The organism is Corynebacterium guaraldiae (assembly GCF_053480195.1).
Genome location: NZ_JBRBAU010000007.1, coordinates 79,046 through 101,222 on the forward strand (window position 1 = coordinate 79,046; position 22,177 = coordinate 101,222).

The 22,177-nt window shown below is 63.5% G+C and carries 22 protein-coding genes and 1 pseudogene; 6 read left to right on the top strand and 17 right to left on the bottom strand.

The window, feature by feature from the left end:
• The first annotated feature begins 10 nt into the window (after window positions 1–10).
• Both ACUY3D_RS07065 and ACUY3D_RS07070 read left to right on the top strand, forming a co-directional pair.
• Window positions 11–379 carry an ankyrin repeat domain-containing protein gene (locus ACUY3D_RS07065; protein WP_154762218.1) on the top strand — a complete coding sequence of 123 codons (369 nt, stop codon included), beginning with the start codon at window positions 11–13 and terminating at the stop codon, window positions 377–379.
• Window positions 376–1,017 (top strand): LysE family translocator, encoded by a 642-nt coding sequence (locus tag ACUY3D_RS07070; protein ID WP_448240700.1) that lies wholly within the window; start codon window positions 376–378, stop codon window positions 1,015–1,017. The genes ACUY3D_RS07065 and ACUY3D_RS07070 overlap by 4 nt, the downstream gene beginning before the upstream one ends.
• Here the strand turns inward: ACUY3D_RS07070 and ACUY3D_RS07075 are convergent.
• From ACUY3D_RS07075 to ACUY3D_RS07090, 4 genes are all read right to left on the bottom strand, one after another.
• Window positions 1,014–2,192: a type II restriction enzyme gene (locus ACUY3D_RS07075; protein ID WP_448240702.1), complete on the bottom strand. Its 1,179-nt coding sequence runs from the start codon at window positions 2,190–2,192 to the stop codon at window positions 1,014–1,016. The two genes, ACUY3D_RS07070 and ACUY3D_RS07075, sit on opposite strands and share 4 nt — an antisense overlap.
• Entirely contained in the window at window positions 2,185–2,994 is an 810-nt protein-coding gene (locus tag ACUY3D_RS07080; RefSeq protein ID WP_448240704.1) for a DNA adenine methylase, read from the bottom strand. Before ACUY3D_RS07080 ends, ACUY3D_RS07075 begins: the two co-directional genes overlap by 8 nt.
• Entirely contained in the window at window positions 2,995–3,258 is a 264-nt protein-coding gene (gene rpsT / locus ACUY3D_RS07085; protein ID WP_070564689.1) for a 30S ribosomal protein S20, read from the bottom strand.
• 118 nt (window positions 3,259–3,376) lie between these two features.
• Window positions 3,377–3,898 carry a type II toxin-antitoxin system PemK/MazF family toxin gene (locus ACUY3D_RS07090; protein ID WP_070519531.1) on the bottom strand — a complete coding sequence of 174 codons (522 nt, stop codon included), beginning with the start codon at window positions 3,896–3,898 and terminating at the stop codon, window positions 3,377–3,379.
• A gap of 18 nt (window positions 3,899–3,916) precedes the next feature.
• Between ACUY3D_RS07090 and lepA the strand changes: the two genes are divergently transcribed.
• The gene (gene lepA / locus ACUY3D_RS07095; protein WP_070519533.1) at window positions 3,917–5,764 is read left to right on the top strand and encodes a translation elongation factor 4; all 1,848 of its coding nucleotides are present in this window, start codon (window positions 3,917–3,919) and stop codon (window positions 5,762–5,764) included.
• A gap of 125 nt (window positions 5,765–5,889) precedes the next feature.
• Here the strand turns inward: lepA and ACUY3D_RS07100 are convergent, their stop codons facing one another.
• On the bottom strand, window positions 5,890–6,099 hold the full coding sequence (locus tag ACUY3D_RS07100; protein WP_448240706.1) for a hypothetical protein: 210 nt from the start codon (window positions 6,097–6,099) through the stop codon (window positions 5,890–5,892).
• A gap of 277 nt (window positions 6,100–6,376) precedes the next feature.
• Window positions 6,377–7,474: an HNH endonuclease signature motif containing protein gene (locus ACUY3D_RS07105; RefSeq protein WP_448240707.1), complete on the bottom strand. Its 1,098-nt coding sequence runs from the start codon at window positions 7,472–7,474 to the stop codon at window positions 6,377–6,379.
• 333 nt (window positions 7,475–7,807) lie between these two features.
• On the opposite strand from ACUY3D_RS07105, the gene ACUY3D_RS07110 reads away from it, so the two are divergent.
• The gene (locus tag ACUY3D_RS07110) at window positions 7,808–9,175 is read left to right on the top strand and encodes a M20 metallopeptidase family protein (RefSeq protein ID WP_070519537.1); all 1,368 of its coding nucleotides are present in this window, start codon (window positions 7,808–7,810) and stop codon (window positions 9,173–9,175) included.
• On the opposite strand, the gene ACUY3D_RS07115 is transcribed toward ACUY3D_RS07110, so the two are convergent.
• Genes ACUY3D_RS07115 through ACUY3D_RS07125 form a run of 3 tightly spaced genes read right to left on the bottom strand, consistent with a single transcriptional unit; the run spans window position 9,111 to window position 11,085 of the window.
• Window positions 9,111–9,881, bottom strand: coding sequence for a PrsW family glutamic-type intramembrane protease (locus tag ACUY3D_RS07115; protein ID WP_448240708.1), 771 nt, complete (start codon window positions 9,879–9,881; stop codon window positions 9,111–9,113). The genes ACUY3D_RS07110 and ACUY3D_RS07115 overlap by 65 nt on opposite strands.
• Complete coding sequence (locus ACUY3D_RS07120) at window positions 9,878–10,300, bottom strand: hypothetical protein (RefSeq protein ID WP_070624505.1); 423 nt, start codon at window positions 10,298–10,300, stop codon at window positions 9,878–9,880. Before ACUY3D_RS07120 ends, ACUY3D_RS07115 begins: the two co-directional genes overlap by 4 nt.
• Complete coding sequence (locus tag ACUY3D_RS07125) at window positions 10,297–11,085, bottom strand: PrsW family glutamic-type intramembrane protease (RefSeq protein WP_083304527.1); 789 nt, start codon at window positions 11,083–11,085, stop codon at window positions 10,297–10,299. Before ACUY3D_RS07125 ends, ACUY3D_RS07120 begins: the two co-directional genes overlap by 4 nt.
• Before the next feature lie 88 nt (window positions 11,086–11,173).
• On the opposite strand from ACUY3D_RS07125, the gene ACUY3D_RS07130 reads away from it, so the two are divergent.
• Both ACUY3D_RS07130 and ACUY3D_RS07135 read left to right on the top strand, forming a co-directional pair.
• Window positions 11,174–12,343, top strand: coding sequence for a sensor histidine kinase (locus ACUY3D_RS07130; protein WP_227486269.1), 1,170 nt, complete (start codon window positions 11,174–11,176; stop codon window positions 12,341–12,343).
• Window positions 12,343–12,990 (top strand): response regulator, encoded by a 648-nt coding sequence (locus ACUY3D_RS07135; RefSeq protein WP_070597426.1) that lies wholly within the window; start codon window positions 12,343–12,345, stop codon window positions 12,988–12,990. Before ACUY3D_RS07130 ends, ACUY3D_RS07135 begins: the two co-directional genes overlap by 1 nt.
• Here the strand turns inward: ACUY3D_RS07135 and ACUY3D_RS07140 are convergent.
• The 8 genes and pseudogenes from ACUY3D_RS07140 to ACUY3D_RS07175 form a co-directional block, all read right to left on the bottom strand.
• Window positions 12,987–13,367: a cell division FtsX domain-containing protein gene (locus tag ACUY3D_RS07140; protein ID WP_070519547.1), complete on the bottom strand. Its 381-nt coding sequence runs from the start codon at window positions 13,365–13,367 to the stop codon at window positions 12,987–12,989. The genes ACUY3D_RS07135 and ACUY3D_RS07140 overlap by 4 nt on opposite strands.
• Window positions 13,368–15,173: pseudogene (locus ACUY3D_RS07145) on the bottom strand (BCCT family transporter).
• Window positions 15,174–15,474: 301 nt separating this feature from the next.
• Complete coding sequence (locus ACUY3D_RS07150; protein ID WP_448240709.1) at window positions 15,475–17,112, bottom strand: FUSC family protein; 1,638 nt, start codon at window positions 17,110–17,112, stop codon at window positions 15,475–15,477.
• The gene (locus tag ACUY3D_RS07155) at window positions 17,084–18,304 is read right to left on the bottom strand and encodes an ABC transporter ATP-binding protein (RefSeq protein WP_448240711.1); all 1,221 of its coding nucleotides are present in this window, start codon (window positions 18,302–18,304) and stop codon (window positions 17,084–17,086) included. Before ACUY3D_RS07155 ends, ACUY3D_RS07150 begins: the two co-directional genes overlap by 29 nt.
• Window positions 18,288–19,046: an ABC transporter permease gene (locus tag ACUY3D_RS07160; protein ID WP_448240712.1), complete on the bottom strand. Its 759-nt coding sequence runs from the start codon at window positions 19,044–19,046 to the stop codon at window positions 18,288–18,290. Before ACUY3D_RS07160 ends, ACUY3D_RS07155 begins: the two co-directional genes overlap by 17 nt.
• Window positions 19,043–19,948: an ABC transporter permease gene (locus ACUY3D_RS07165; RefSeq protein WP_448240713.1), complete on the bottom strand. Its 906-nt coding sequence runs from the start codon at window positions 19,946–19,948 to the stop codon at window positions 19,043–19,045. Before ACUY3D_RS07165 ends, ACUY3D_RS07160 begins: the two co-directional genes overlap by 4 nt.
• Window positions 19,945–21,363 (bottom strand): ABC transporter substrate-binding protein, encoded by a 1,419-nt coding sequence (locus tag ACUY3D_RS07170; protein ID WP_448240715.1) that lies wholly within the window; start codon window positions 21,361–21,363, stop codon window positions 19,945–19,947. Before ACUY3D_RS07170 ends, ACUY3D_RS07165 begins: the two co-directional genes overlap by 4 nt.
• Window positions 21,360–22,115, bottom strand: a complete 756-nt coding sequence (locus ACUY3D_RS07175) for a GntR family transcriptional regulator (RefSeq protein ID WP_070564718.1) — start codon at window positions 22,113–22,115, stop codon at window positions 21,360–21,362. The genes ACUY3D_RS07170 and ACUY3D_RS07175 overlap by 4 nt, the downstream gene beginning before the upstream one ends.
• Window positions 22,116–22,177 lie beyond the last annotated feature (62 nt).

Below are 22,177 nucleotides of genomic sequence, written 5' to 3' on the forward strand. Positions count from 1 at the left end.
CTAACCCTCCATGGATGACATCCAGAACTTTGCCACCAAGCTTTTTGATTTTGCCCGCAACGGCGATGCGACGCTGCTCGAGTACATCAAGCAGGGCGTCAACGTGGACATGGTGAACCAGGACGGGCAGTCCTTCATCATGCTCGCCGCCTACCACGGCCATGCGGAGCTGGTGCGCCAGCTCGCCGCGGCGGGTGCCGACGTCAACCTCCTCAACGATCGCGGCCAGTCGCCGTTGGCCGGGGCTATTTTCAAGAAGGAAGACACGGTGATCGACGCCCTTCTCGACGCCGGCGCCGACCCCACTGCCGGCCAGCCAAATGCCCTCGACTCGGCTCGCATGTTCGGACGTGAGGACCTTCTCGAGCGCCTGTCATGAGCTGGTCCGCGTTTGCGGCCATCCTCCTCATGAACCTCGTCGGCGCGGCAGCACCCGGCCCCGACATCGTGCTGGTGACGCGCTATGCCACGCGCTCGCGCCGCCACGCCATCGCGGCGGCGACGGGCATCCAAGTCGGCGTGCTGTTCTGGTGTACGCTGACCGTGTTTGGCGCGGCCGCCCTGCTGACCGCCTTCCCGGGAGTTCTCTCCCTGATTCAGGTGATTGGCGGTTGCTTCCTCGTCTTCATGGGCGTGCTGTCCATTCGCTCCGGGCTAGAGCTGCGCAAGCAGCCGCCGGTGGATGAGGAGGAGGCCGCCGCCCGCTTGGGCTCGGTGGGCAAGGTCTTCCGCACGGGGTTGGCCACCAACCTATCCAACCCCAAGATCGTGCTCTTCCTCGCCGCTATGATCGCCCCGTTGCTGCCGCCGCACCCGCCGGTGTGGGTATCGGTGGCTTTGGTGTTGAGCCTGTCCCTGTCGAGCTACCTGCTCTTCGTTGTCCTCTCGGCGGTCATCTCGACCCGCGCGATCCGCCGCCGCCTGTTGGCCGCCGGCCCGTGGATCGACATCGGTTCCGGTGCCTTCTTCGTGGTGGCCGGCTGTGCGTTGGTGTGGGCCGGTATCCAGGCCGCCTAGGACTGATCGAGTAGTTCTTTGAGCCACTGGGACCACGCCGCGACCGTGGCGGAGCGGCGGCGTAGGGTCGTCTCACTCAGGCCAAGGTTGGCCGCGCGCATGAACCCGGCCGCCTCGGCCTTGCTCAGCGCGCAGTGCTTATCGACGACAAACCGCACCATCTCCCGGAACACCGGCCGCGAGGCCAGCGCCTCAACGAGGGCGAGGTTGCGCTCGTCGCGCGTGCCGCTGAGCTTGGTCAAACCTAAGTAGCGGGCGGCGTTGGTGTAGTAATCAGCCTGGCGCGGGGTAAAGCCGAAGGCCTCGGGCATCTCCGCCTTCGGCACGGGGTTCTCCAGCAAGCTGATGACGCGGGCAAAGGAATCCGCCTGGGGGAAGGGAACGCGCGTGCCCTCGACCTTCGTGTGCTCCAGAACCTCGCGCACCGCCGCATCAGTCACACCGGACTCGCCCAAAACGTAGCGCGCCGCGCTCACCAGCTCGATGCTGCGGAAGTCCTCCGGCTGCCTAAACACATAGCGGTAGAAGTGAAAGATGCCATTGGAATAGACCAGGTACACCGGCACCACTTCTTTATCCAGTGCCCGCGAGAAGCGGCGGAAAGGGAAGTAGAGCTGACGGATGTTGAAGTCGGGGGAGATGTGGTTCTTCGCCTCCACGAGCACGAGGTGCTCGGCGGATTCGAAGCCGGCGTCGATCTCCATCTGGGCGCGGTCCACCTCGATATCGCGTCCGCCGACCCGCATGGGCAGCGTGAGCGTCGACATGCGCCCGCTGACCGTCGGCACCAACTCACCGCCCAGGAAATCATCAAGCATGCCGCTTAAGTGCGCTGCGGTCAACGCTGCGGCCTCCGAGGTCAGGTTCTCGAAGTCAATGGATTGGATGTGCCCCGGAACCGGCATCGACTTCAGCGGCCCGGCCTCCTCCGGGAAAGGCTGGTACAGGTCAAAGCGGCCAATCAGGTAGGCATCGCGGCGAATCGGCAGCATGGACAACCCGTGCTGGCGAAGCACCTCGGGGCGCGCGGCGGAAAAATCGTGCTTGGCCATCAACCGCGGCTCGCGCCCGGAAAGCTCCTTGAGCTTCGCGGCGGGCAACACCACATAGCCCTGGGCCGCGATGTCGGCGGCGAGGTGGGGGTAGACACGGTCCCAGGCGGCGTCGTTAAGCATAATTGCGCACGAGCACCTCATCGACCTTGCCGCGCTTCGACGCCACGGAATTCACCGCGCGCGTAGCCCCCACGATCTCGATGCGATAGTCCGCGTACAGCTCCTTGATGAAGTCCGTCGCCGAATTCGACAGCAGGAACTTCACCCCGCGGGCGTTGAGGTCGTCGCAGGTTTCCTTCAGCCGAATCTGGTCCGCACGGCCGAAGCCCCCCGACTGGTAGCCGGTGAAATTGCTGGTGGGGTTGACCGGATCATAGGGCGGATCGAAGTAAACGAAATCCCCCTCGTTGGCCTCCACCGCGGCATAATCGCCGTTAAAAAACGTCACGTCGTGGGAGGACAGGTACTCCGATACAGCGCGCAGATTGGGCTCATCACAGATCTTCGGGTTGGCGTAGCGGCCAAACGGGGCGTTGAACTGGCCCGAGTTATTCACCCGATAAAGCCCGTTATAACAGGTCTTATTGAGATAAATCGTGCGGGCAGCCCGCTCCACGGGGCTCAAGTGCGCAAAGCCCGGCTCGCGGTCGCGGGCGCGCATCTCGTAGAAGAAATCCGAATCATTCGGATAGCCCTTCAACAGGGCGATGAGCTCGTCCACATCATCGCGGACCACCTCGTAGACGGTGATGAGCTCAGTGTTCAGGTCATTGACCCGGGCGCGTTCGGGCGCCAAAGAAAAAAGAACCGCTCCGCCGCCCAAGAAAGGCTCGACATAAGCGTCGAAGCTCTCGGGCAGCATGGAGTGGATAACGGGTAGTAGCTGACGCTTTCCCCCTACCCACTTCAGGAGCGGTTTCATTTAGGACATCTTGTTGAAGGCGGTGGCCATGCCGGACTTCTTGTTAGCCGCGGTGTTGCGGTGGAAGACGCCCTTAGACACGGACTTGTCCAGTGCGCGGGAAGCAACGCGCAGCTGCTTCTCAGCGGCAGCCTTGTCGCCAGCGGCGACGGCCTCGCGGAACTTGCGGATCTCGGTACGCACGGCGGAGCGTACGGACTTGTTGCGCTGACGAGACTTCTCGTTGGTCAGGATGCGCTTCTGCTTGGACTTGATGTTTGCCATCGTTCTACCTCTTATCGTCGTAGGAATGCTTTACCGAGGAAGGCGGACCCAAGGTCCTGACCGCCAGCGTGCCCCGGCATCCCAAAAAATTTATCAGGGCGCAGGCTAAATCCCCAAATCACGCCCAGTGATAGCGGGAGCGCAGGCGGTTGGCAATGCGCTCGAAGCGCCGCTCCGGGAAGAGCGTGCCCTGCCGGCGGCACTGTTCTTCCGAAATCTCCAGCACTCGATCCATCCGCACCCAGCATTGCCGGCCGGTTTCATCCCACTCGCCGGTGCCGATATCGAGCCACTCTTCTTTGTTCGCGTGACCCGGGTTGGAGGAGATGAGCAGGCCCAGCACCGTGGTGCGCGTGCGGGAGACAATCAGCACTGCGCGCTCACGCGGCGGGGATTGCTTGCCATCGGAAGGCGCCCACACCCACACGACCTCCCCGGAGTCAGCCTGCCCGTCCATGTCGGGGGTGAAGAAGACGCTGCGCGGGTGGGCGGAAGCGGCCTCGACGCGGATATCGGCGGCCTTGCGGGGTTCCGTCACGGAATCGTTTTGGTTCAACCCCAAGCGTTCGGTGATGCGCTCGAGGCCGGCGTCGACAGGCTCGGGGCCTCCGATGCCGAGAATGCGGGCCAACCTAGACATGTCGTCTATTCTAAACGCATGTCTACAAACTTCGCGGCTACTACGTTTACGGATCCGTCCAAGATCCGAAACTTTTGCATTATCGCCCACATCGACCACGGCAAGTCGACGCTGGCTGATCGCATCCTGCAGTTGTCGCAGGTGGTGGAGGAGCGCGACATGCGCGACCAATACCTCGACAACATGGATATCGAGCGCGAGCGCGGCATCACCATTAAGGCCCAGAACGTGCGCCTGCCCTGGATTCCCCAGTCCGGTCCCCTGAAGGGGGAGGAGATCGTCATGCAGATGATCGATACTCCCGGCCACGTGGACTTCACTTACGAGGTCTCCCGCGCGCTGGAGGCGTGTGAGGGCGCCATCCTGCTTGTCGACGCCGCCCAAGGCATCGAGGCCCAAACCCTGGCCAACCTTTACCTGGCCATGGAGAATGACCTGGAGATCATCCCGGTCCTTAACAAGATTGACCTGCCAGCGGCCGACCCGGAGAAGTACTCCCTGGAGATCGCCCACATCATCGGCTGCGAGCCGGAAGAGGTGCTGCGCGTCTCCGGTAAGACCGGCGAGGGCGTGGCGGAGTTGCTGGACAAGGTTGCGGAGCTTGTCCCGGCGCCCACCTCCGAGTTCGGGCCCGATGCCCCGGCCCGTGCCATGGTCTTCGACTCGGTCTACGACACCTACCGCGGCGTGGTGACCTACATCCGCATGATGGACGGCAAGCTCACCCCGCGCCAGAAGGTCACCATGATGTCCACGGGCGCCAACCACGAGCTTCTGGAGGTGGGCATTGTTTCACCGACCATGCAGAAGTGCGAGGGCCTAGGCCCGGGCGAGGTGGGCTACCTCATTACCGGCGTAAAGAACGTGCGTGAGACCAAGGTGGGTGACACGATTACGTGGGCGTCGAATGGCGCGAGCGAGCCGCTCAAGGGCTACGCCGACCCGAACCCCATGGTGTACTCGGGTTTGTTCCCGATCTCCCAGGCAGACTTCCCGGACTTGCGCGATGCACTGGAGAAGCTGCAGCTTAACGACGCCTCCCTCACCTTCGAGCCCGAGACCTCCGTGGCCCTGGGCTTCGGCTTCCGCTGTGGATTCTTGGGCCTGCTGCACATGGAAATCACGCGTGACCGTTTGGAGCGCGAGTTTGGATTGGACCTGATTTCCACCGCCCCGTCGGTGACCTACCGCGTGGTGGCCGAGGACGGCGAGGAATCGTATGTGCACAACCCGTCCGACTGGCCGGCGGGCAAGCTGCGCGAGGTCCACGAGCCGATTGTGAAGATGACTATCATCGTGCCGGAGGAGTTTGTGGGCCCGACGATGGAGCTGTGCCAGTCCAAGCGCGGCCAGATGGGTGGCATGGACTACCTGTCCGAGGACCGCGTGGAGCTGCGCTACACCATGCCGCTGGGTGAAATCATCTTCGACTTCTTCGACATGCTGAAGTCCCGCACCAAGGGCTACGCTTCCCTCAACTACGAGGAAGCTGGCGAGCAGCTGGCGGACTTGGTGAAGGTAGATATCCTGCTCAACGGCGATCCGGTGGATGCCTTCTCCGCTATCGTGCACCGTGATTCCGCGCAGTGGTACGGCAATAAGATGACGAAGAAGCTCAAGGAGATCATCCCGCGCCAGCAGTTTGAGGTGCCGGTCCAGGCGGCGATTGGTTCAAAGATTATCGCGCGTGAAAACATCCGCGCCATGCGCAAGGACGTGCTGGCCAAGTGCTACGGCGGCGATATTTCGCGTAAGCGCAAGCTGCTGGAGAAGCAGAAGGCCGGTAAGAAGCGCATGAAGTCCATCGGTTCTGTGTCGGTACCGCAGGAGGCCTTCGTGGCGGCGCTGTCCACTGACGCCGACTAACGCATCGAGTACCACCGGTACCGGTCGGGCCACCATCACTGTCTGGAGCTATTGGTGCTGATCAGGGCGAACTTGTGCTGTTGGAGGCTGAAAGCACCCGTTTTGATATGGCGCTTTCGGCCTGCCTACTGGGCGCTAAAGGAGTAGCTGCCGGTGAGCTGATTGTGGATTGTCACCGAGTAGTCCTGGCCGTTGGCGGTGGCGCCGTCCACAAGCATGGCGAGCTCTTGTGAGTTGTAATAGCGGCTTAGGCCCACGTAAAAAATAAGCAGGAGGATGCTGCCCGCGACTGCGATTGAGGTGGCAATCTTCCACACGCTTACTTGGTTAGTCACGAGTAGTCCTTTCATGCGTGAAAACTTCGGTCACTGTAGCTACTAGTACGATAACAAGTCTTTTATGTGTACGGTATTGAATTAGAACCAGTGCACCACTATTCCGGGGAAGTTCAGGCAGGGATCACCGGTTTTCGTCTCAACCTGTCCTAGGCCGACGAGTGCGCTGACTTAAGGATCACCGATGTGCCCGCGTGCCTTGATGTGGTCCGCGGGTGGCAGTGTTGTCATTGGTAGTTAGCTGTTTCCTTCCTGCCGTTGCTGTGTTTGGTGGATGTTAGCTGCTGTCGGGTGGTTCCTCTGGTGGTTGTCCTGCTTGTTCGGCGGTGAGTCTGGCTAGTGCTTCTTGGTATTCGGGCATTGCGGTGATTGGTGTGCCCCAGGGTGGGATGAAGGTCACTCCGGTGTTAAGCCGGTACATGTAGCCGCGTCCGGTAGGTCTTTGTGGGTCATCATCATTTATTCCGTTGTGGTAGGCGCACAAGAACGTCAGGTTTTTAATGTTGGTGTAGCCGCCTGCCTGCCAGGGCACCAAATGATGGACTTGGCAGTAGTCTGCCGGCTTATTGCAGCCTGGTCTTGAACAGGTGTGGAATTCAGCGTGCAGGGTAAGACGTTGTTTGAAGTTTGCTCCACGCTCTAGCCGCCAGGTGTCGATGGGTCCTTCAAGAGGGTGCACGATGGTGGCATAGCCTATTTCGGCAAACTTGTGGGTTAGGAATTCTGCCCCGGTCATCCGCCCGCCGTTAGTCAGGTTGAGCTCTATTTCGTCCCCGTCACCGTTAATAATCTGGTCTAGTTCATTAAGAGTGACGATGACTTGGGTGCGCACCGCCGGTTTAGAACCGCCTGTTTCTTTGTTGAAGAAGATGTCGTTGGCGGCTTGAAGCAGGTCGGTGTTGGTGGATTCGAGTACGCCGCGCATGTTGGCGATGGTGGTGGCATCGTCGGTTATGGAGAGCGTGTTGGGGCCTTGTGCACGGTAGGTGATGCGCACGCCTGGTTTGGCTATGCGTTTAGAGCGTAGTTCTTTCAGGCGTGTGGCGGCGACGGTGGGGATGCGGTGTGCGGGTGTTCCTGCGAGTTTGATTCGCAGGTTCCAGGCGTCGAGGGTTTTCTTGACTTTTGCGGTGTAGGACTCGATGAGTGTGAGGGTGCCTAGGCTGTGGCGTTGTTGAAGGGCTGCGGTACGGGCTTTGCGTTGTTTGCCGCTAAAGCGGGTGGGCCCGAAGTACACCTGGTTAAGGCGTGCTAGTTCGGCAGCATCGGTTGGGTCGGCGCCGAGCGCGCGGAGCCCATCGGGTGTGCCAGGTATATGTTCCACCAGCGCAATCCCCGAGTTGCGGAGGTGGATGTAGGTTTCGATATCCCCCATGAGCACAGAGACTAAAACAGCACTGTGGGCCCCGCAACCGGAAGAAGAAACTACCTGGTTGGAGGGGTAATGGGGCTGGTACGAGAAAAGCCCCTAGGTTGGGTTGGCTGGTTCGCATACCGATTGAACTCGCCATACGCCGCTGCCCACCCTTTCTCCTCTCGGTAAAGCCGGTCGAAACGAGAGCCTCCTGAAGCCTTTTCGCACAGCCTCGCAGGAGGCTCGCTATCGGGGATAGCGGGCATGGGTAGCCCATCAGCTTGAGCCCAAACCGACCTGACAGCACAGCAGTTTCCGGTATGCTCGGCGCACATGCTCGGAAAGGATGACACCATGAAGATGGCCCCGCGCCACCGTCAGCAATTGCCACCGCTTCCGATGGTCTCGGCCAAGCTCGGGGAGCGGTTGGCTAGCCACGTGTTCGTGGAGGAAGGCCGGGAGCTGCTTCCGGAGTTGCAGGCCTTCCGCCGCGATATGCACCAGAACCCGGAGGTGGGGCTGCATCTGCCGCGCACTCAGGAGAAGGTGCTCGAAGCTCTTAAAGGCCTACCGCTGGAGATTCATCTGGGCCGTGACCTCAGCTCGGTCGTCGCTGTGCTGCGCGGCGGCAAGCGCGGCGAGCGCCCCGTGTCGGTGCTGCTGCGCGCGGACATGGACGCACTTCCGGTGCGCGAGCAAACGGGCAGCCCGTTTGCCTCGACGAATAGCAACATGCATGCCTGTGGCCACGACCTGCACACGGCCGGACTGATTGGCGCGGTGAAGATGCTGTGCCGCCACCGCGAGGAGCTGTTGGGCGATGTCATCTTCATGTTCCAGCCGGGCGAGGAAGGCCCAGGCGGTGCGCAGCCGATGATCGATGAGGGCGTGCTCGACGCCGCCGGCCGCCGCCCCATTGCCGCCTACGGTCTGCACGTCGGCCCGCAGGATAAGGGCACCTTCCACCACATCGCGGGCCCAATGATGGCCTCGTCGTCCAATCTGGGGATCACCGTCTACGGCAAGGGTGGGCATGGCTCGCGCCCGCACGATGCTATCGATCCCGTTGCGGCCCTCGCGGAGATCCAGATGGCACTGCAAGTGGCGCTGACCCGGCGCTTCGATGCGAACTCGCCGATTGTCATCACGGTGACCAACCTGCGCGCGGGCGACGGCGCGGTCAACGTCATCCCGGACAAGGCGGAGCTGGGCGCGACGGTGCGCGTGCTTCGCGACGAACACATCGACGCAGTCCGCCAAATGATCATCGAGGTCTCGAGCTCCGTGGCGGCTTCCCATCGTTGTACCGCGAAGGTGGACTTCGAGGTCCTGTACTCGGCCACCAAGACCTCACCGCGCGAGGACCAGTTCGCGGCGTCGTTGTGGGCGGGTATGTTCGGCGCGGAAAACGTGCTGACCATGGATACCCCGATGATGGCTTCAGAGGACTTCGGCGCGGTGCTCGCCCAGGTGCCGGGCACGTTCATGTGGTTCGGCACGGGGGATCCGCACACCCCGGAGCACATGCGCGAGTGGAACCATTCACCGCAGGTGCGTTTCGATGATTCCGTTCTGGGAGACCAAGCCGCAGCCCTGGCGGCAGTGGCCTTTGAGCGCCTCGCCGCCGAGGACGCCCACCCCTCGCCGGCCACGAAGGCTATGCGTGCGCCGGTGCAGGGGACAGGGGCGGATGCGCAGCCGCCTTCTTCCGCAGCGCAATAGTGCCCCAGATGGTGGCTACCCATTCGGCGAGCACGATGACCATGCCGGCGAGGAGGGGCCAGATGGCGTCGTCGAGCGCAGTGCTTAACGACGGGAAGAGATTCTTCGTGGCGTGCACCGCGATGGCGATAATGAGCCAGCGCACCGGCTGCTTCTGGGATAGGCCATAGGCGCTAAGCCCAGCGAACAGCGAGTGGGAGAGCGGGTTGGACCCCAAGCGGATGACCACCGCCCCGATTGCGCCAGCGGTATCCGAATCGAGGTTATCCACTGTCATGCGCGCGAAGGCGGTGGCGTCCTCACCCACAGTAAAGCCGATGCCCACGGCCACGCCCACGAAGACGTAGTCGAGCCAACTGCGGGGCCGGATGACGAAGGTACAGATAAGCAGCACGCCGAGGAACTTCAGCACCTCCTCGATGAGCGGCGCATACCCCGCAGCGCCCAGCCAGTCCAGGCCCGCGCGGGTGAGGAGGTGGGTCATGTTCGTGTTGAGTTCCACCGCGAGCCCGGAAACCGCGAACCCCCACACCACGCCGTGCGCAATTCCCGGCCGGCGGCGCAGGAAGAACAGCGTGAGGGGGACGAGTACGGCGGCGAAGACCACGGCGGCCAGAGCACTTGCGGGCAGGAAGGGCTCGCTCGCGTAGTGGAAGGCGGTGACGGCCAGCGCGCTGAGGGTCAGCAGGTAGTACAGGTACTTCATGCGTCCTCCGGCTGCACACGGTCGGCGAAGTCACGTGCCTTTGGTCCGTAGATGTGGAGGAAGGAGATGGTGTTGTTGTGCCGCTGAGACAGCGTGATGCCGTCGCCGTCCTCGACGCGGTAGAGCTCGGCAGCCTGGGTGGTGATGGGGGCGTCGGTCAGCGCGCTGGTCCCGTTGAAGGAGCGGTGCTGGCGCGGCAGGTACGTCTCGACCTCGCGGGAGGAGCTGCCTTCCTCAGAAATGATGGTCGCGCTCCCGCAGTTCCAGGTCTGCGAGGAGGCGTACGGATCCTCCGGGCACTCCAGTCCCGGGATGCCGCGCACGGGGGTGGTGTCGGGAGTGGGGTCGGGGAGGAGGGCGTCGGCAAGCGGTACTGCGGCGAGGACGCCGATGCAGGAATAAATCAGTGTGTTTCTCATGCTTTCGACCCTAAGAGCTGCGGTTTTGCGCCGGTATCCTCCGCAGGGAGGATTTTGCGGAGTTTGACAATGCTGACAATCATGGCCACCCACAGGCCGATGAGGATGAGGAAGGTGGGGAAGATGGGCCATAGGGCGTCGTCAAACGCGGTAGAGATAGACGGGCCGAAATTAGCCGTGAAGTGCACCGCCATGGCGATGAGCAACCAGCGCACCGGTTGCCGGCGGGAGAGCCCGTAAGCCGCGATTGAGGTGAAGAAGGAATGCATGAGCGGGTTCGCGATGAATCGGGCAAGGAGCCCCAGAAGCGTTCCCTTGAGATCAGAATCGAGGTTCTCCAGTGTCATGTTGGCGTAGTAGATGGCGTTCTCGGTCACGCTAAAGCCCATGCCCACGGCCACACCGACGAAGACGTAGTCCGCCCAGTGGCGGGGCCGGATGACGCAGGTGCAGATGAAGACGACGCCGAGGAATTTAAGGACTTCCTCGTTAAGCGGGGCGATTCCAGCGATGACCAGCCAGTCCGGGACCGTACGGATGAGGAGGTGGTTCATGTGCTCGTTGAGCTGGCCGGCGACAGTGGAGACCGCAATACCCCACACCACCCCGTGCGCAATGCCGGGGTGCTTGCGCAAAATCAGCAGCGTGAGGCCTAGTGCAACAGCGGCGTAGGCCACCGCGGCGAGCGCACTTGTGGGCACGAAAGCGCCGTGGGAGAAATCATAAGCGACGTACACCAGCCCAGCGGCGGTGAGCAGTTCGTACAAAGTCTGTGTTCTTCTCATGCGGTTTAGGCTATGAACCGCGCCTGGGGTGCCGGTATCCTCCGCAGGGAGGATTTTCCGGAACGCAGGGAGAACTATCGTGGCAACCATGACGAGAAAGACGCGACCACTGTGGATCACGGTGCTGCTCATTCTGCTCTGCGTGGTGGCGGATTTGGCGGCATGGATCCCCCATATCGAAAACTTCGAGGGGACGGATCAGGAAGCCCTTGTTTTGGGCTTGATGGGTCTATTTAGCTTCGCCACGTGGATTCTGCTGCCCTTCGCCCTGCACCACTCACGGCGGGAGCGCAACATCCACGAGGAGTACCCCGGCCACCCGGTGGTGCTGATTGCGGCTCTGCTCGTCCTGGTACTAGGCGGGTTTCGCCCACTGTCGCTGTCAGTGCTGGTGGTGTTGATTTCAATCATCTCGCGCGGCCGACTGCGGTGGTCCCTGGCGGGGACGGCGGTGTTCGTGGCCTCGTGTGTGACCATTATCTCTGTGCCTTACATTCGGATGAACATCTTCGATCCCTTTGGTTACGTGTTCTATGGAAGCCTCTTTCTTATCGTTGCCTGGATTACGGGCTCGGTGCGCGCGCAGCGCCGCCAGCGCGAGGTCACGCTGGTGAGCCTGGCGGAGCTCAACGAGGATCAGCTGCGCTCGCGCGAGGAGCGCGCCCGCCTGGAGGAACGCAACCGCATTGCCCGCGATATCCACGATTCCCTTTCGCACCGGCTCAGCCTTATTTCCGTGTACGCGGGAGGCTTGAGCTACCGCAAGGACGCCGACCCGGAGCGGGTCGCCGAGGCGGCAGACACCATCCAATCGGAGGCCAAGGCCGCCGTGGAGGACCTGCGCGGGGTGATCAAGGCGCTGCGCGTGGATGACCGGGTGGATCCGCGCGCGAGCATCGAGGAACACATCGGGCGCGCTCGCGCGGCGGGGACGAAGGTGCGCTATAAGAAGGGGGACGTCGATAAGCTGAGCACACTAGCCGCCCACACGCTGGGCCGCGCCGTGCAGGAGGGGCTGACCAACGCGCGCAAGTACGCGCCGGGGAAGAAGGTGACGCTCACCGTGGAGAACGAGGAGGATAAAGTGCGGGTGACCATGCAGAACAAGAAAGTGGCTGCGCAGCCAGAGTCCGGTGGCGGCAACGGCCTGCTGGGGTTGGAGGAACGCGCCCGGCTGGCGGGAGGTACTTTCACAGTGCTTGACGACGCCTCCACTTTCACCTGGGTCCTCGAACTCCCTGAGGAGGCACGTGCGTAATGATTTCAGTGGTATTGGTCGATGACGAGCAGGCGCTGCGGCGCGGCATCCGGTTCATCCTCGAGGGCGCGCCGGACATTGAGGTGGTGGCCGAGGCCAGCAATGGGCGCGATGGCGTGGCCCGCGTGCTGGACCTGCAACCGGACGTTGTCCTCATGGATATCCGCATGCCGGTGATGGACGGCATCGAGGCGGCCGGGAAGCTGCGGGCCAGCGCGCCGGATATCCCGGTGGTCATGCTCACCGCTTTTGATACGGATGAGTTCATTGTGGATGCGCTGCACGCGGGCGCGATGGGCTTTCTGCTGAAGACCATCGAGCCGGAGGGCCTGGTCTCGGCGGTGCGGGCCGCCGCCACGGGGCAGCAGCTGCTGAGCCCGAAGGCCCTGAAGAATCTGCTGGCGCTCAAGCACCCTGAGCCCGCGCCGGCAGAGACAAAGGCGCCTGGGCCCCGCCCGCTGGAGGGCTTAAGCCAGCGCGAGAACGAGGTGGCGCAGCTGGTGGCCCAGGGCCTGGACAACCAGGAGATCGCGGGGCAGCTCTACGTCTCCGTGACCACGGTGAAAACCCACATCAAGCACATCCTGGACAAGCTGGGCGGCACCAACCGGGTGCACATCGCGATTGCGGTGTTGGAAGCGCGCTAGCGCCGGCGGATAAACGCGGAGGCGAGGCCGAGCAGCGCGATGACGATCACGATGATGGACGCCGCCGGCCAGTACTGGGGGTAGTACTTCAGCGCGTAGCCGAAGACCTGGCTGTCGTTGAACTGGCGGGCAAGTGCAATGGGCATCCACCACAACTTTGTGAGAGTGAGGACCGCGCCGAGCAGGCCAGCGATGATGCGGCGACTGCCGCGCAGAAAGAAGCTGGCTGCCACGAGGAGCATGCCGGCGATGGTGAGAGCGAATAGCAGGGGAGTTACCGCAGCGAATGGGGAGCCGTTGATGAGGAACTCGTGGTCAATTTCGTGCTGCTCGATGAGGGTATAGCCCTCAAGGACGACGTCGTCCGGGATCCCCATTTACTTCTCCTTCTGCTCAGTGTTCGGGTCGTAGCCATCGGCCCAGGTATCGGTGTCGAAGTCGTAGTCTACATTCTCGCCCTTTTCATCGGTGCGCTGGTACCAGTCCGTGTAGCGGTGCGCTGAGGAGTCGAAGTCGGAGCCGGCACCCCGGCCTTCGTCGGCGTGCTCGACGGTGAGCTCGAAGTCATCGCCGTGCTCCTCGATGCCGCGCACGACGGCGTTTTCCACCGCGGCGCGCGCGTAGGCGCGGCGGATGAACATCGGGTCGGAGCGCAGGTCCTTGATGAAGGCCACCATCATGACGAGCAGCACGATGCAGAAAGGCAGCGCCGAGAGGATGGTGAGGTTCTGCAAGCCGGTGAGTACGTCCTCGCCGCCGGTCAGCAGCATGACGATGGCGATGCCCATCATGCACAGTCCCCAGAAGATGACGATGAACTTGTTGGGGGCGGGGTCGCCCTTGGAGGACATGGTGCCCATGATGATCGACGCTGAATCGGCCGAGGTGATGAAGAAGACCGCTAGGACCACGATCAGGATGAAGGGCGTGATGCTGCTCAGCGGCAGGCTATCGAACATAGCGAAGAGCACCTGCTCGCCGGAGGCGGAGCCGTCAAAGTTGGGCAAGTCCTCGCGCTGGAAAGTAATGGCCGTGCCACCGAAGATAGTGAAGGCCAAAATGAGGATGAGGGAGGGCGCGAAGACGGTGACGGCGGTGAATTCGTGCAGCGTGCGGCCATGGGAAATGCGGGCGACGAACATGCCGACGAAGGGCGTCCACGCGATTCACCATGCCCAGTAGAAGGCGGTCCAGTAGGACTGGAATTCAATCGTTTCATCGCCCCAGGACAGGCCCTTGGCCATCATGGGCAAGAGCTGGTCGATGTAGGTGACGATGCCGGAGGGCACGAGGTTGAGCAGGAGCAAGGTTGGGCCGGTGAAGAAAACAAAGACGACCAGGCCGAGCGTGAGCGTGATGTTGAAGTTGGACAGGTAGCGCACGCCGCGGGAGACACCAGAGACCGCTGAGATGATGAACCCGCACCCCAGCACGGCGATGATCACGATGAGCACGGCATTGGTCAACGGACCTGCGCCGCGGATGATGGAGACTCCTTGGCCGATCTGGATAGCGGAGAGCCCCAGCGTGGCGGCGGTGCCGAAGAGCGTGGCGACGAGTGCGAGGATGTCGATAAGCTTGCCCAGCGGCCCGTCGGTATCGCGGGAGCCAAACAGGGGCTTGAAAATTGAGGACACCAGCGGAACGCGGCCGCGGCGGTAGGAAGAGTAGGCGATGGCGCCGCCGACGAGGGCATAGGCCGCCCAGGGCGAGACACCCCAGTGGTAGTGCGCTTGGGCCATTGCTTGGTGGAGGGCTTCGACGCTGTTGCCGTCGACAGTGTGGGGAGGCGGGGTGATGTAGTGCGAGAGCTGCTCCGAAGGGCCGTAGAAGAAGATACCGACGCCGATGCCGGCACCGAACATCATGGCCACCCAGCTGAACCAGCCGAACTCGGGTTCCTCGTCATCGCTGCCGAGTTTGATGCGGCCGCGGCGGGAGCAGCCGATGTAGAGCATGGTGACGACGGCCATCATCATGGTGATGTTGAGCAGCCACCCGGCGTTGGTGATGGCCCAGGAAAAGGCCGTGGAGGAGGCGGCGGAGACGGACTCCGGTGAGGTGATGCCCCAGATGATGAAGGCTACGACGAAGGTCGCAGTGCTGAAGAAGGTGATTTTATCGAGGGTGAAAGCGTTGCGTTGATCCTCCACACCGATTCCGGGAACCAAGCCCGGGTGCATGTTGTGGGGATAGAGGCCAACGGGTGGACCGGTAGATTTTTCGAGTGTTCACCCTCACCATTATCGCAGGTGCGCGAAGTGACAGCGTTGTGAGCTAGGATGAAGGCACTTATTTCTGCGTCGATTGGAATGCCATGTCGCTGCCTAATTTTGATGAGAATGTCCGTGAGCTGGAGGAAGCCTTTGCCCTCTTCGAGCTCGTGGAGGAACACGTCCTCGATCCGAACCTGTTGTTCACGGTGAAATAATCCGCCTCTTCTGTGCGCACGCGAGTACTCCGCGGCGGGTGCGCACTATGAGGTCATTGGCGCATTTCCGCCGCGGTGATCTTCTCAATGAGTGTGTCGAGCTCCGCGCGGCTGGGCTGTGAGAGCGGGTTGACCACGCAGAAGTCGAGGAGGAAGTAACCGGCGGTTTGCAGAGCCGTGTGGCGCTGCCAGAACTGGCTGATATCGGAGTGGTTGGTGGCAAGTGATTGGATGCTTCGCCGCTCCGAGAGCAGCTCGTAGTGCAGGTCGCGGCGCTGCGCCAGCGCCTCCTCCGGGGTCTTGATAAGCAGGGAGCCGAGCAAGGCTGCCATCGCCTCGAAGCAGCGCGTTTGCAGGCGGTAGTGGTTCGTCATCTGGGCCCGCGGTTTCCACAGCCACAGGAAGAGCATCGCCACGACCACGGAGAGCCCAATCTCCGCCATGCGCGAGCCGATGGTGTGGGCCAAATGCTCCGAGGAATTACCCATCAGCAGCGCCAGTGGGGTGGAGAAGATGACGCACAGCGCGTAGTTCTTCACCACCAGAATCTCCGCGCAGAACTGGCAGAAGGCCAACGCGAGTACCAGCCCCCAGCCGTGCGGGCTCAAGGAGGCGATGAGAGCGAAGAGACACACGCCCAAAACCGATCCCAGCATGCGCTGGATGCCGCGAATCGTCCCCGGCACCCGGTCGGGGCCCCACTGCAAGACCAGGAGCACCGACACCGCGCCCCAGTCCGGGCGGTTAAGCCCCAGCGCCAATCCGATGAACGCGGTGACCATTCCGCCGAGCGCGATTTTCTCCGCCGTCACCACAGCGTGGGAATTGCCTACCGCAGCGCGGTAGAAGCGGTAGCGCATCGTCGGCTTGGTGTGCGGGATGGCGGTGCGGTCAGGGTCGACGTAGGTGGGGGAATCAGAGAGTTGATCCGAGTTGCCGCCCACCTGCTTGTGGTGCGCCACGATGCGCTGTTGCGCGGCCAGCGCGCGGTGAACCAGCTCCGCCTGGGCGGGGCGGCGGATGCGGCGGCCGCGGATGACGCCGGCGTCGGCAAGCGCTTGCCAGGCGGTGGAGATAGCGGACTGCGCCTGGTGGTGGCGGGCCAAGAAATCGGTGTCCGAGTGAAGGAAGGCATCGGCGGCCTTCTCTAGCGCGGCCACCGCGCGCGTTTCCGGGCCGTGCGGATCCCTAAAGCGCGGCACCATGCCCAGCACGTAGCCCGCCGCCACGCCGGCCAGGCTCCACGCGGCCACCTCCCACGGGGAGACCCCGCGCAGCATGGTGGAACCACCGGCCACCATCACGATGAAGAAGGACCCCGGCGGCGGCAGCCGCAGCGCATTCTGCACGAACGCGCCGGTCGTGGCCAGTGCCACCGTAAACACCGCGGACAGTGCCAGGCCGTGCACGCCGACGAGGGAACCGGCCGTAGCCGCCAGCGTGAGCAGCCCGCCAGCGGTGAGGATCACGCGGCGCCGCGTGCGGTAGGGGTGCCCCTCGCCGTAGATGACGGAGAAGGCGCCGGCGGAAATGAGCAGCACCGCATCCGGGTGGCCCGTTAAAACAGCAATCCCGCCCGGGATGATGATCGCCAACGCCGCGCGCAGGGCACCGGGCCAGCGGCGCGCGGAGGTGTTGAAGGCAGTAAAGAGCTGAAGGGCGTTAGGGCGTTGCGGCAGAGGGTGTTCCATATCGGGAGAACACCTTACTCGCTTCGCCGCGCTCGACCAGCCGACCGTCCTGCAAGACCGCCACCGTGGGGCACAAGTGGCGCACGACGTCGATGTCGTGGGAGACAAACACCAGCGTCATGTCCTTCGTCACGCGCTGCAGCAGCTCCAGGACCTGGGCCCGCGAGGTGGCATCCAGCGCCGAGACGGCCTCATCCGCCAGCAGAATATCCGGCTTACCCACCACGGCGCGCGCCAGCGAGATGCGTTGGCGCTGCCCGCCGGAGAAGTCCCGCGGATAGCGCTCGAAGTCCTCGATGCCGACCTCCCGCAGCACGGCCTCGGCCTCCTCGCGCGTCCCGCCGCCCTCGGCCACGATCTTCCAAATAGGCATGCGCGGGTTGAGAGAGCCTTTGGGGTCTTGGAAGACCATGTGCACGCGCTTGGCGACGTCCACTGTTCCCGAGGTCGGCTCCGCCAAACCGGTGAGCAGCTTGAGCAGCGTGGATTTGCCGGAACCGGAACCACCGACGATGCCGAGGCGCTCGCCCTCGCGGACGGTGAGGGAGACGTCGTCCAGCGCGGTCACCCCGCGGTAAGTCTTGGTCACGTTTGTGAGCGTGATGACGGGCTCGCCCAAGGTAGGTACGGGTGGTGGGGTGAGATCGGGCGTGGTGAGCTCACCGATGCGCACGACGCGGTCACACACGCGCTTGACGACATCCTGGTCATGGCTAATAAACAGCAGCGCGGTGTCCTCGTTGTCCGCGGCTTCCACGATGGTGGTCAGGATTTCTTCCTGGGTGAAGGGATCCAGCGCGGTGGTCGGCTCATCGCAGATGAGGAGCTTGGGGCGGCGGGCCATGGCCATCTCGATGAGCGCGCGCTGGCGCTGCCCGCCAGAAAGCTGGTACGGGAAGCGGTTGAAGCCGGGCACCTTCATCAGCGGGTCGAGCGCGGTCATGGGTTCTTGGAAGACCATGGCCAGCGGCAGCTTGCGCAGATCGCGGTCACGCATGCCCAGCAGCTCCTGGCCGTTGAACTGAATGGAGCCGGTGGCCTGCAGGTGATCAGGCAAAAGCCCCATGATGGCCAGGGCCGTCAGGGACTTGCCGCTGCCGGAATCCCCGACGAGGCCGACGCGCTCGCCGGGTGCGATGGAAAAGGAGAGGGGGCCGACGGGGCCCACGCGCAGATCAGTGACGGTCAGCATGGCTTCCTAGCAGGTTGAATCCGAGGACGGTGCCGGCGATGGCCAGCCCTGGCCACAGCGCCTGGAGGGGGTGGGTGGCCAGGAGGGGCTGGGCGTCGTGAAGCATGCGGCCCCATGAGGCGGTCGGCGGGGCAGTGCCCAGGCCGAGATAAGACAGGCCGGCTTCGGCGAGGACGGCCAGCGCAAAGTAGACGGAGGCCTGGATGGCCACGATGCCGCCGAGGTTCGGCAGGACGTGGCGCCACGCGATGAGCGCCGGCGGCACGCGCGAGATGCGGGCGGCCGCGATATAGTCCTGCGTCATGATCTGTAGCGTGCCGGAGCGCGTGACCCGGATGAAGGAGGGGATGCCGGCGATGCCGATGGCGATGGTCGCCGTGAGCGTGGACGACCCCCACACCGCGCCGGCGACGATGGCCAGCAGGAGCGCGGGGAAGGCGAGCAGCAGGTCGGTGGCCGCCATGATGAAACCGCCGCCGCGCATCCCGGCGATGATACCTAGCGGCACGCCGATGAGTGCGGCGATGGCCACCGCTACCACGCCCACCAGCACGGTGATCTGGGCGCCGGCGAGGATGCGGGAGAAGGTATCGCGCCCGAAGCGGTCGGTGCCCATGAGATGCTCCAGGCTGGGGCCGGCCAGACGATTGGCGGAGATGAGGTTGGGGTCATAGGGCGTCCACACCAGGGAGACCAGCGCAAGCAGGACGGTCAGGCCCACCAGGATATAGCCGGGTTTCATCGCGCCTCCTTCAGCCGCGGGTCGATGACCCGGTAGACCAGGTCCGTGAGCAGGTTGACGGTCAGCGTGAAGGTCACGAAGACCATGATGAGGGTCTGGACGGTGGTGAGGTCGCGGGTGGAGACGGCGTCGAGAAGCAGCGAGCCCAGACCTGGAATGACGAAGACGTTCTCGATGACCACCGCGCCCACCACCAGGGTGCTCAGCTGCACGCCGGTGACGGTGAGCACGGGCAGGGCGGCGTTGCGCAGGCCGTGGCGGATCAGTGCCCCGGTGCGGGATTCACCCAGGGAGCGGGCGGTGCGGATATAGTCCTTGTCCATTTCCTCGCGGAGGGTGGCGCGCACGTAGCGGGTGAGCATGGCGCCCTGCACCAGTGCCAGCGAGATGACAGGAAGCACGAGGTGGCTCAAACCCTCGCGCGGCAGCTGCCAGCCGTTGGCGGGCAGCCAGCCCAGGTGCACGGAGAACACGGCAACCAGCAGGATACCGACCAGGAAGCTGGGCACCGCGATACCCAGCTGCGTGGCGGCGTTGAGCACGGGGAGCCTAAAGCGGGCCAGCAGGATGCCCATGGGGATAGCCCCGGCCAGCGCGAGGGCGATGGCCAGCCCGATGAGCAACAGCGTGACCTGCGCGCGGTCAATCACCAGCGGTGTGATGTCCTGCTGCGAGGACAGCGAGACGCCGAAGTTGCCGGTCAACAAGCCCTTCATCCACTCCAGGTATTGCACGATGAGCGGGCGGTCTAGGCCCATGGCGTGGGTCAGCTCCGCCACGGATTCATCGGTGGCGTTAACACCTAAGGCCACGCGCGCCGGGTTGCCGGGCACGGCCCGCATGAGCAGGAAGATGATGATGGAGGCGGCCCACATGGTGCCGAGGAAGCGCAGGATTCTCATCGCACACCTTTAAGCTCGATGGCATCGGTGATCTGGTTGGGTTGCAGGCCGGTTAGGCCCTCGCGGTAGAGCACGATATTGGGCATGTTCATCAAGGTCAGGGCGGGCATATCTTCCATGATCTGGTCGACCGCACCTGTCATGTCATCCTGTTTCAACAACGTGCGGGTCTGCGGCGAATCATAGCCGATGTAATAGTCCGGGTTGCCAAAGATGGTAGGGATATCCCGCGGCTCGACGTGCGCGACGAGCGACATCTGATAGTCCTTGGCCCCCATCACCTGGCTCAGCCACACGGCGGGGAACTCGGCGGTTTCCAGCGTGACCTCGAATCCCATCTCCGTCAGCTGCGAGTAGAGGAACTCGGAGAGCGTTTGCGTATAGGGCAGGCTTGGCACGGTGAGCGTGAGCGGCGTGCCCACGGCCCCGGCCTCCTCCATCAGCGCGCGGGCGCGCGCGGGGTCGTAAGGGTAGTAGTCCTTGGCGCTAAACCACGGGTCGGTCGGCGGCACCGGAGCGCCGCCGGTGTCTTTCGCGCGGCCCTCCCAGAGGATGTCGTTGGCGGCCTGGCGGTCGATGCCATAAGCCACGGCGCGGCGCACGCGGGGGTCGTCGAAAGGCGCTGCCTGGTTATTCACGGACAGCAGCACCTCGCCGTTCGTGGTGCCGACTGCGGTTTCGATGGAGTCATCGAGGGTGTCGAGCAGCTCGGGGTTCTGCACGCCCCACACGGCGTCGACCCCGCCGGAGCGCAGGGCGTTGACCGCGGTGAGGGAATCCGGGAAGTAGCGGATGGTGATGTCTTCCTTCGCCGGGGTTCCCCAGTAGTCCGGGCGGGCGCGCAGCGCGATGTACTCGTTGGGGGAGAAGCCGGCGACGGCGAAGGGGCCGGTGCCTACAGCTTCAGTGGGGGTGCGCATGGCGCCGATGACGGTGCCCATGGACCACAACCAGCCGGCGGAGGGGCGAGAAAGCTCGACGACGAGCGTGTGATCATCCACCGCCGTGGCGGATTCCACCACGTCCATCTGCTTCTTGAGCCCGTTGGTCCACTCCGTCTTCACAGCGTTGATAGACCACGCGGCGGTGTGCGCGGTGAAGGCCTCGCCGTTGGAGAAGGAGGCCTCGCGCAGGTGGAAGGTGTAGCGCGTGGAGTCCACCTCCCAGGACTCGGCCAGTCCCGGTTCGATGTCGCCTTGCGCGGAGATACGCACGAGGGTTTCGTAAACGTTGCTCATGAGCGCGGCCGGGATGGCGGCGCCGCCGACGGTGGTGAAATCCAGGGACGTCGCGGGAGTCGTCGTGGCCAGCGTCAGCGCGGAGGAATCAGAATCAACAAGCGCCGTGGAACCGGCGGAGCAGGCGCTGAGCGACGCCCCCACGATCACCCCCAGCGCACCTAACCAGGCCTTCATCCTTCGGACAACTTGACCTCGAGCGGGGAGGTGGTGCCCCGCACGCTCGTCATGCCAAGTGTTAGCCGGTCCCCGAGGTACAGGATTTCGGTGCACTCGACGGGATGCCCGGAGTGATCCGAGATGTCGAGGTGCAGGCGCCACAGCGGGGTGGCGGGCTCCACGTTGAGGGAGCGCGCATCCTCCTCACTGGCGGAAGCCAGCGAGAGCTCGCGGTTGACGTTGTCGAATTCCACGCCTTGCTTGCGCAGGTGATCGTGGATGGACTCATTATCGGCATCGAAGTTGAGGATGTGGCTGCCCACGTCGACAGGGAAGAACATGCGCTCGATGGCGATCGGCATGCCATTGGCGCTGCGCACGCGGTGCACAAAGATAACCGGGGAGCCGGGCTCTACCCGCAGGAACTCGGCCTCCCTTTCGGTAGCGGGACAGCGGCCCAGCCACAGGGTGGAGGCGCCGGGCTCGAATCCGCGCTCGCGCAGCCAGTGCGTTACGGAGTAGATGGAGTCGAAGGACTCCGAGGTGAAACGGCCGAGAACGACAGAGCGGCGGCCGCGGCCGGAGGAGATGAGGCCTTCCGAGCGCAGCGCCGCGACGGCCTGGCGCACGGGACCGCGGGATGAGGAGAATTGCTGGCACAGCTCGGCCTCGCTGGGCAGGAAATCACCGGGGGAAAGCTTCTTGCTGCGAATGAGATTGCGCAGATAGTCAGCGATAATACTGTGCTGCTGTGTACCGCGAAGGGCCACGGTGATGCTCCTCTATGTAGAAAACGCTGTGATGGGTAGTGATGTGTTGAAGCGCGGATGCG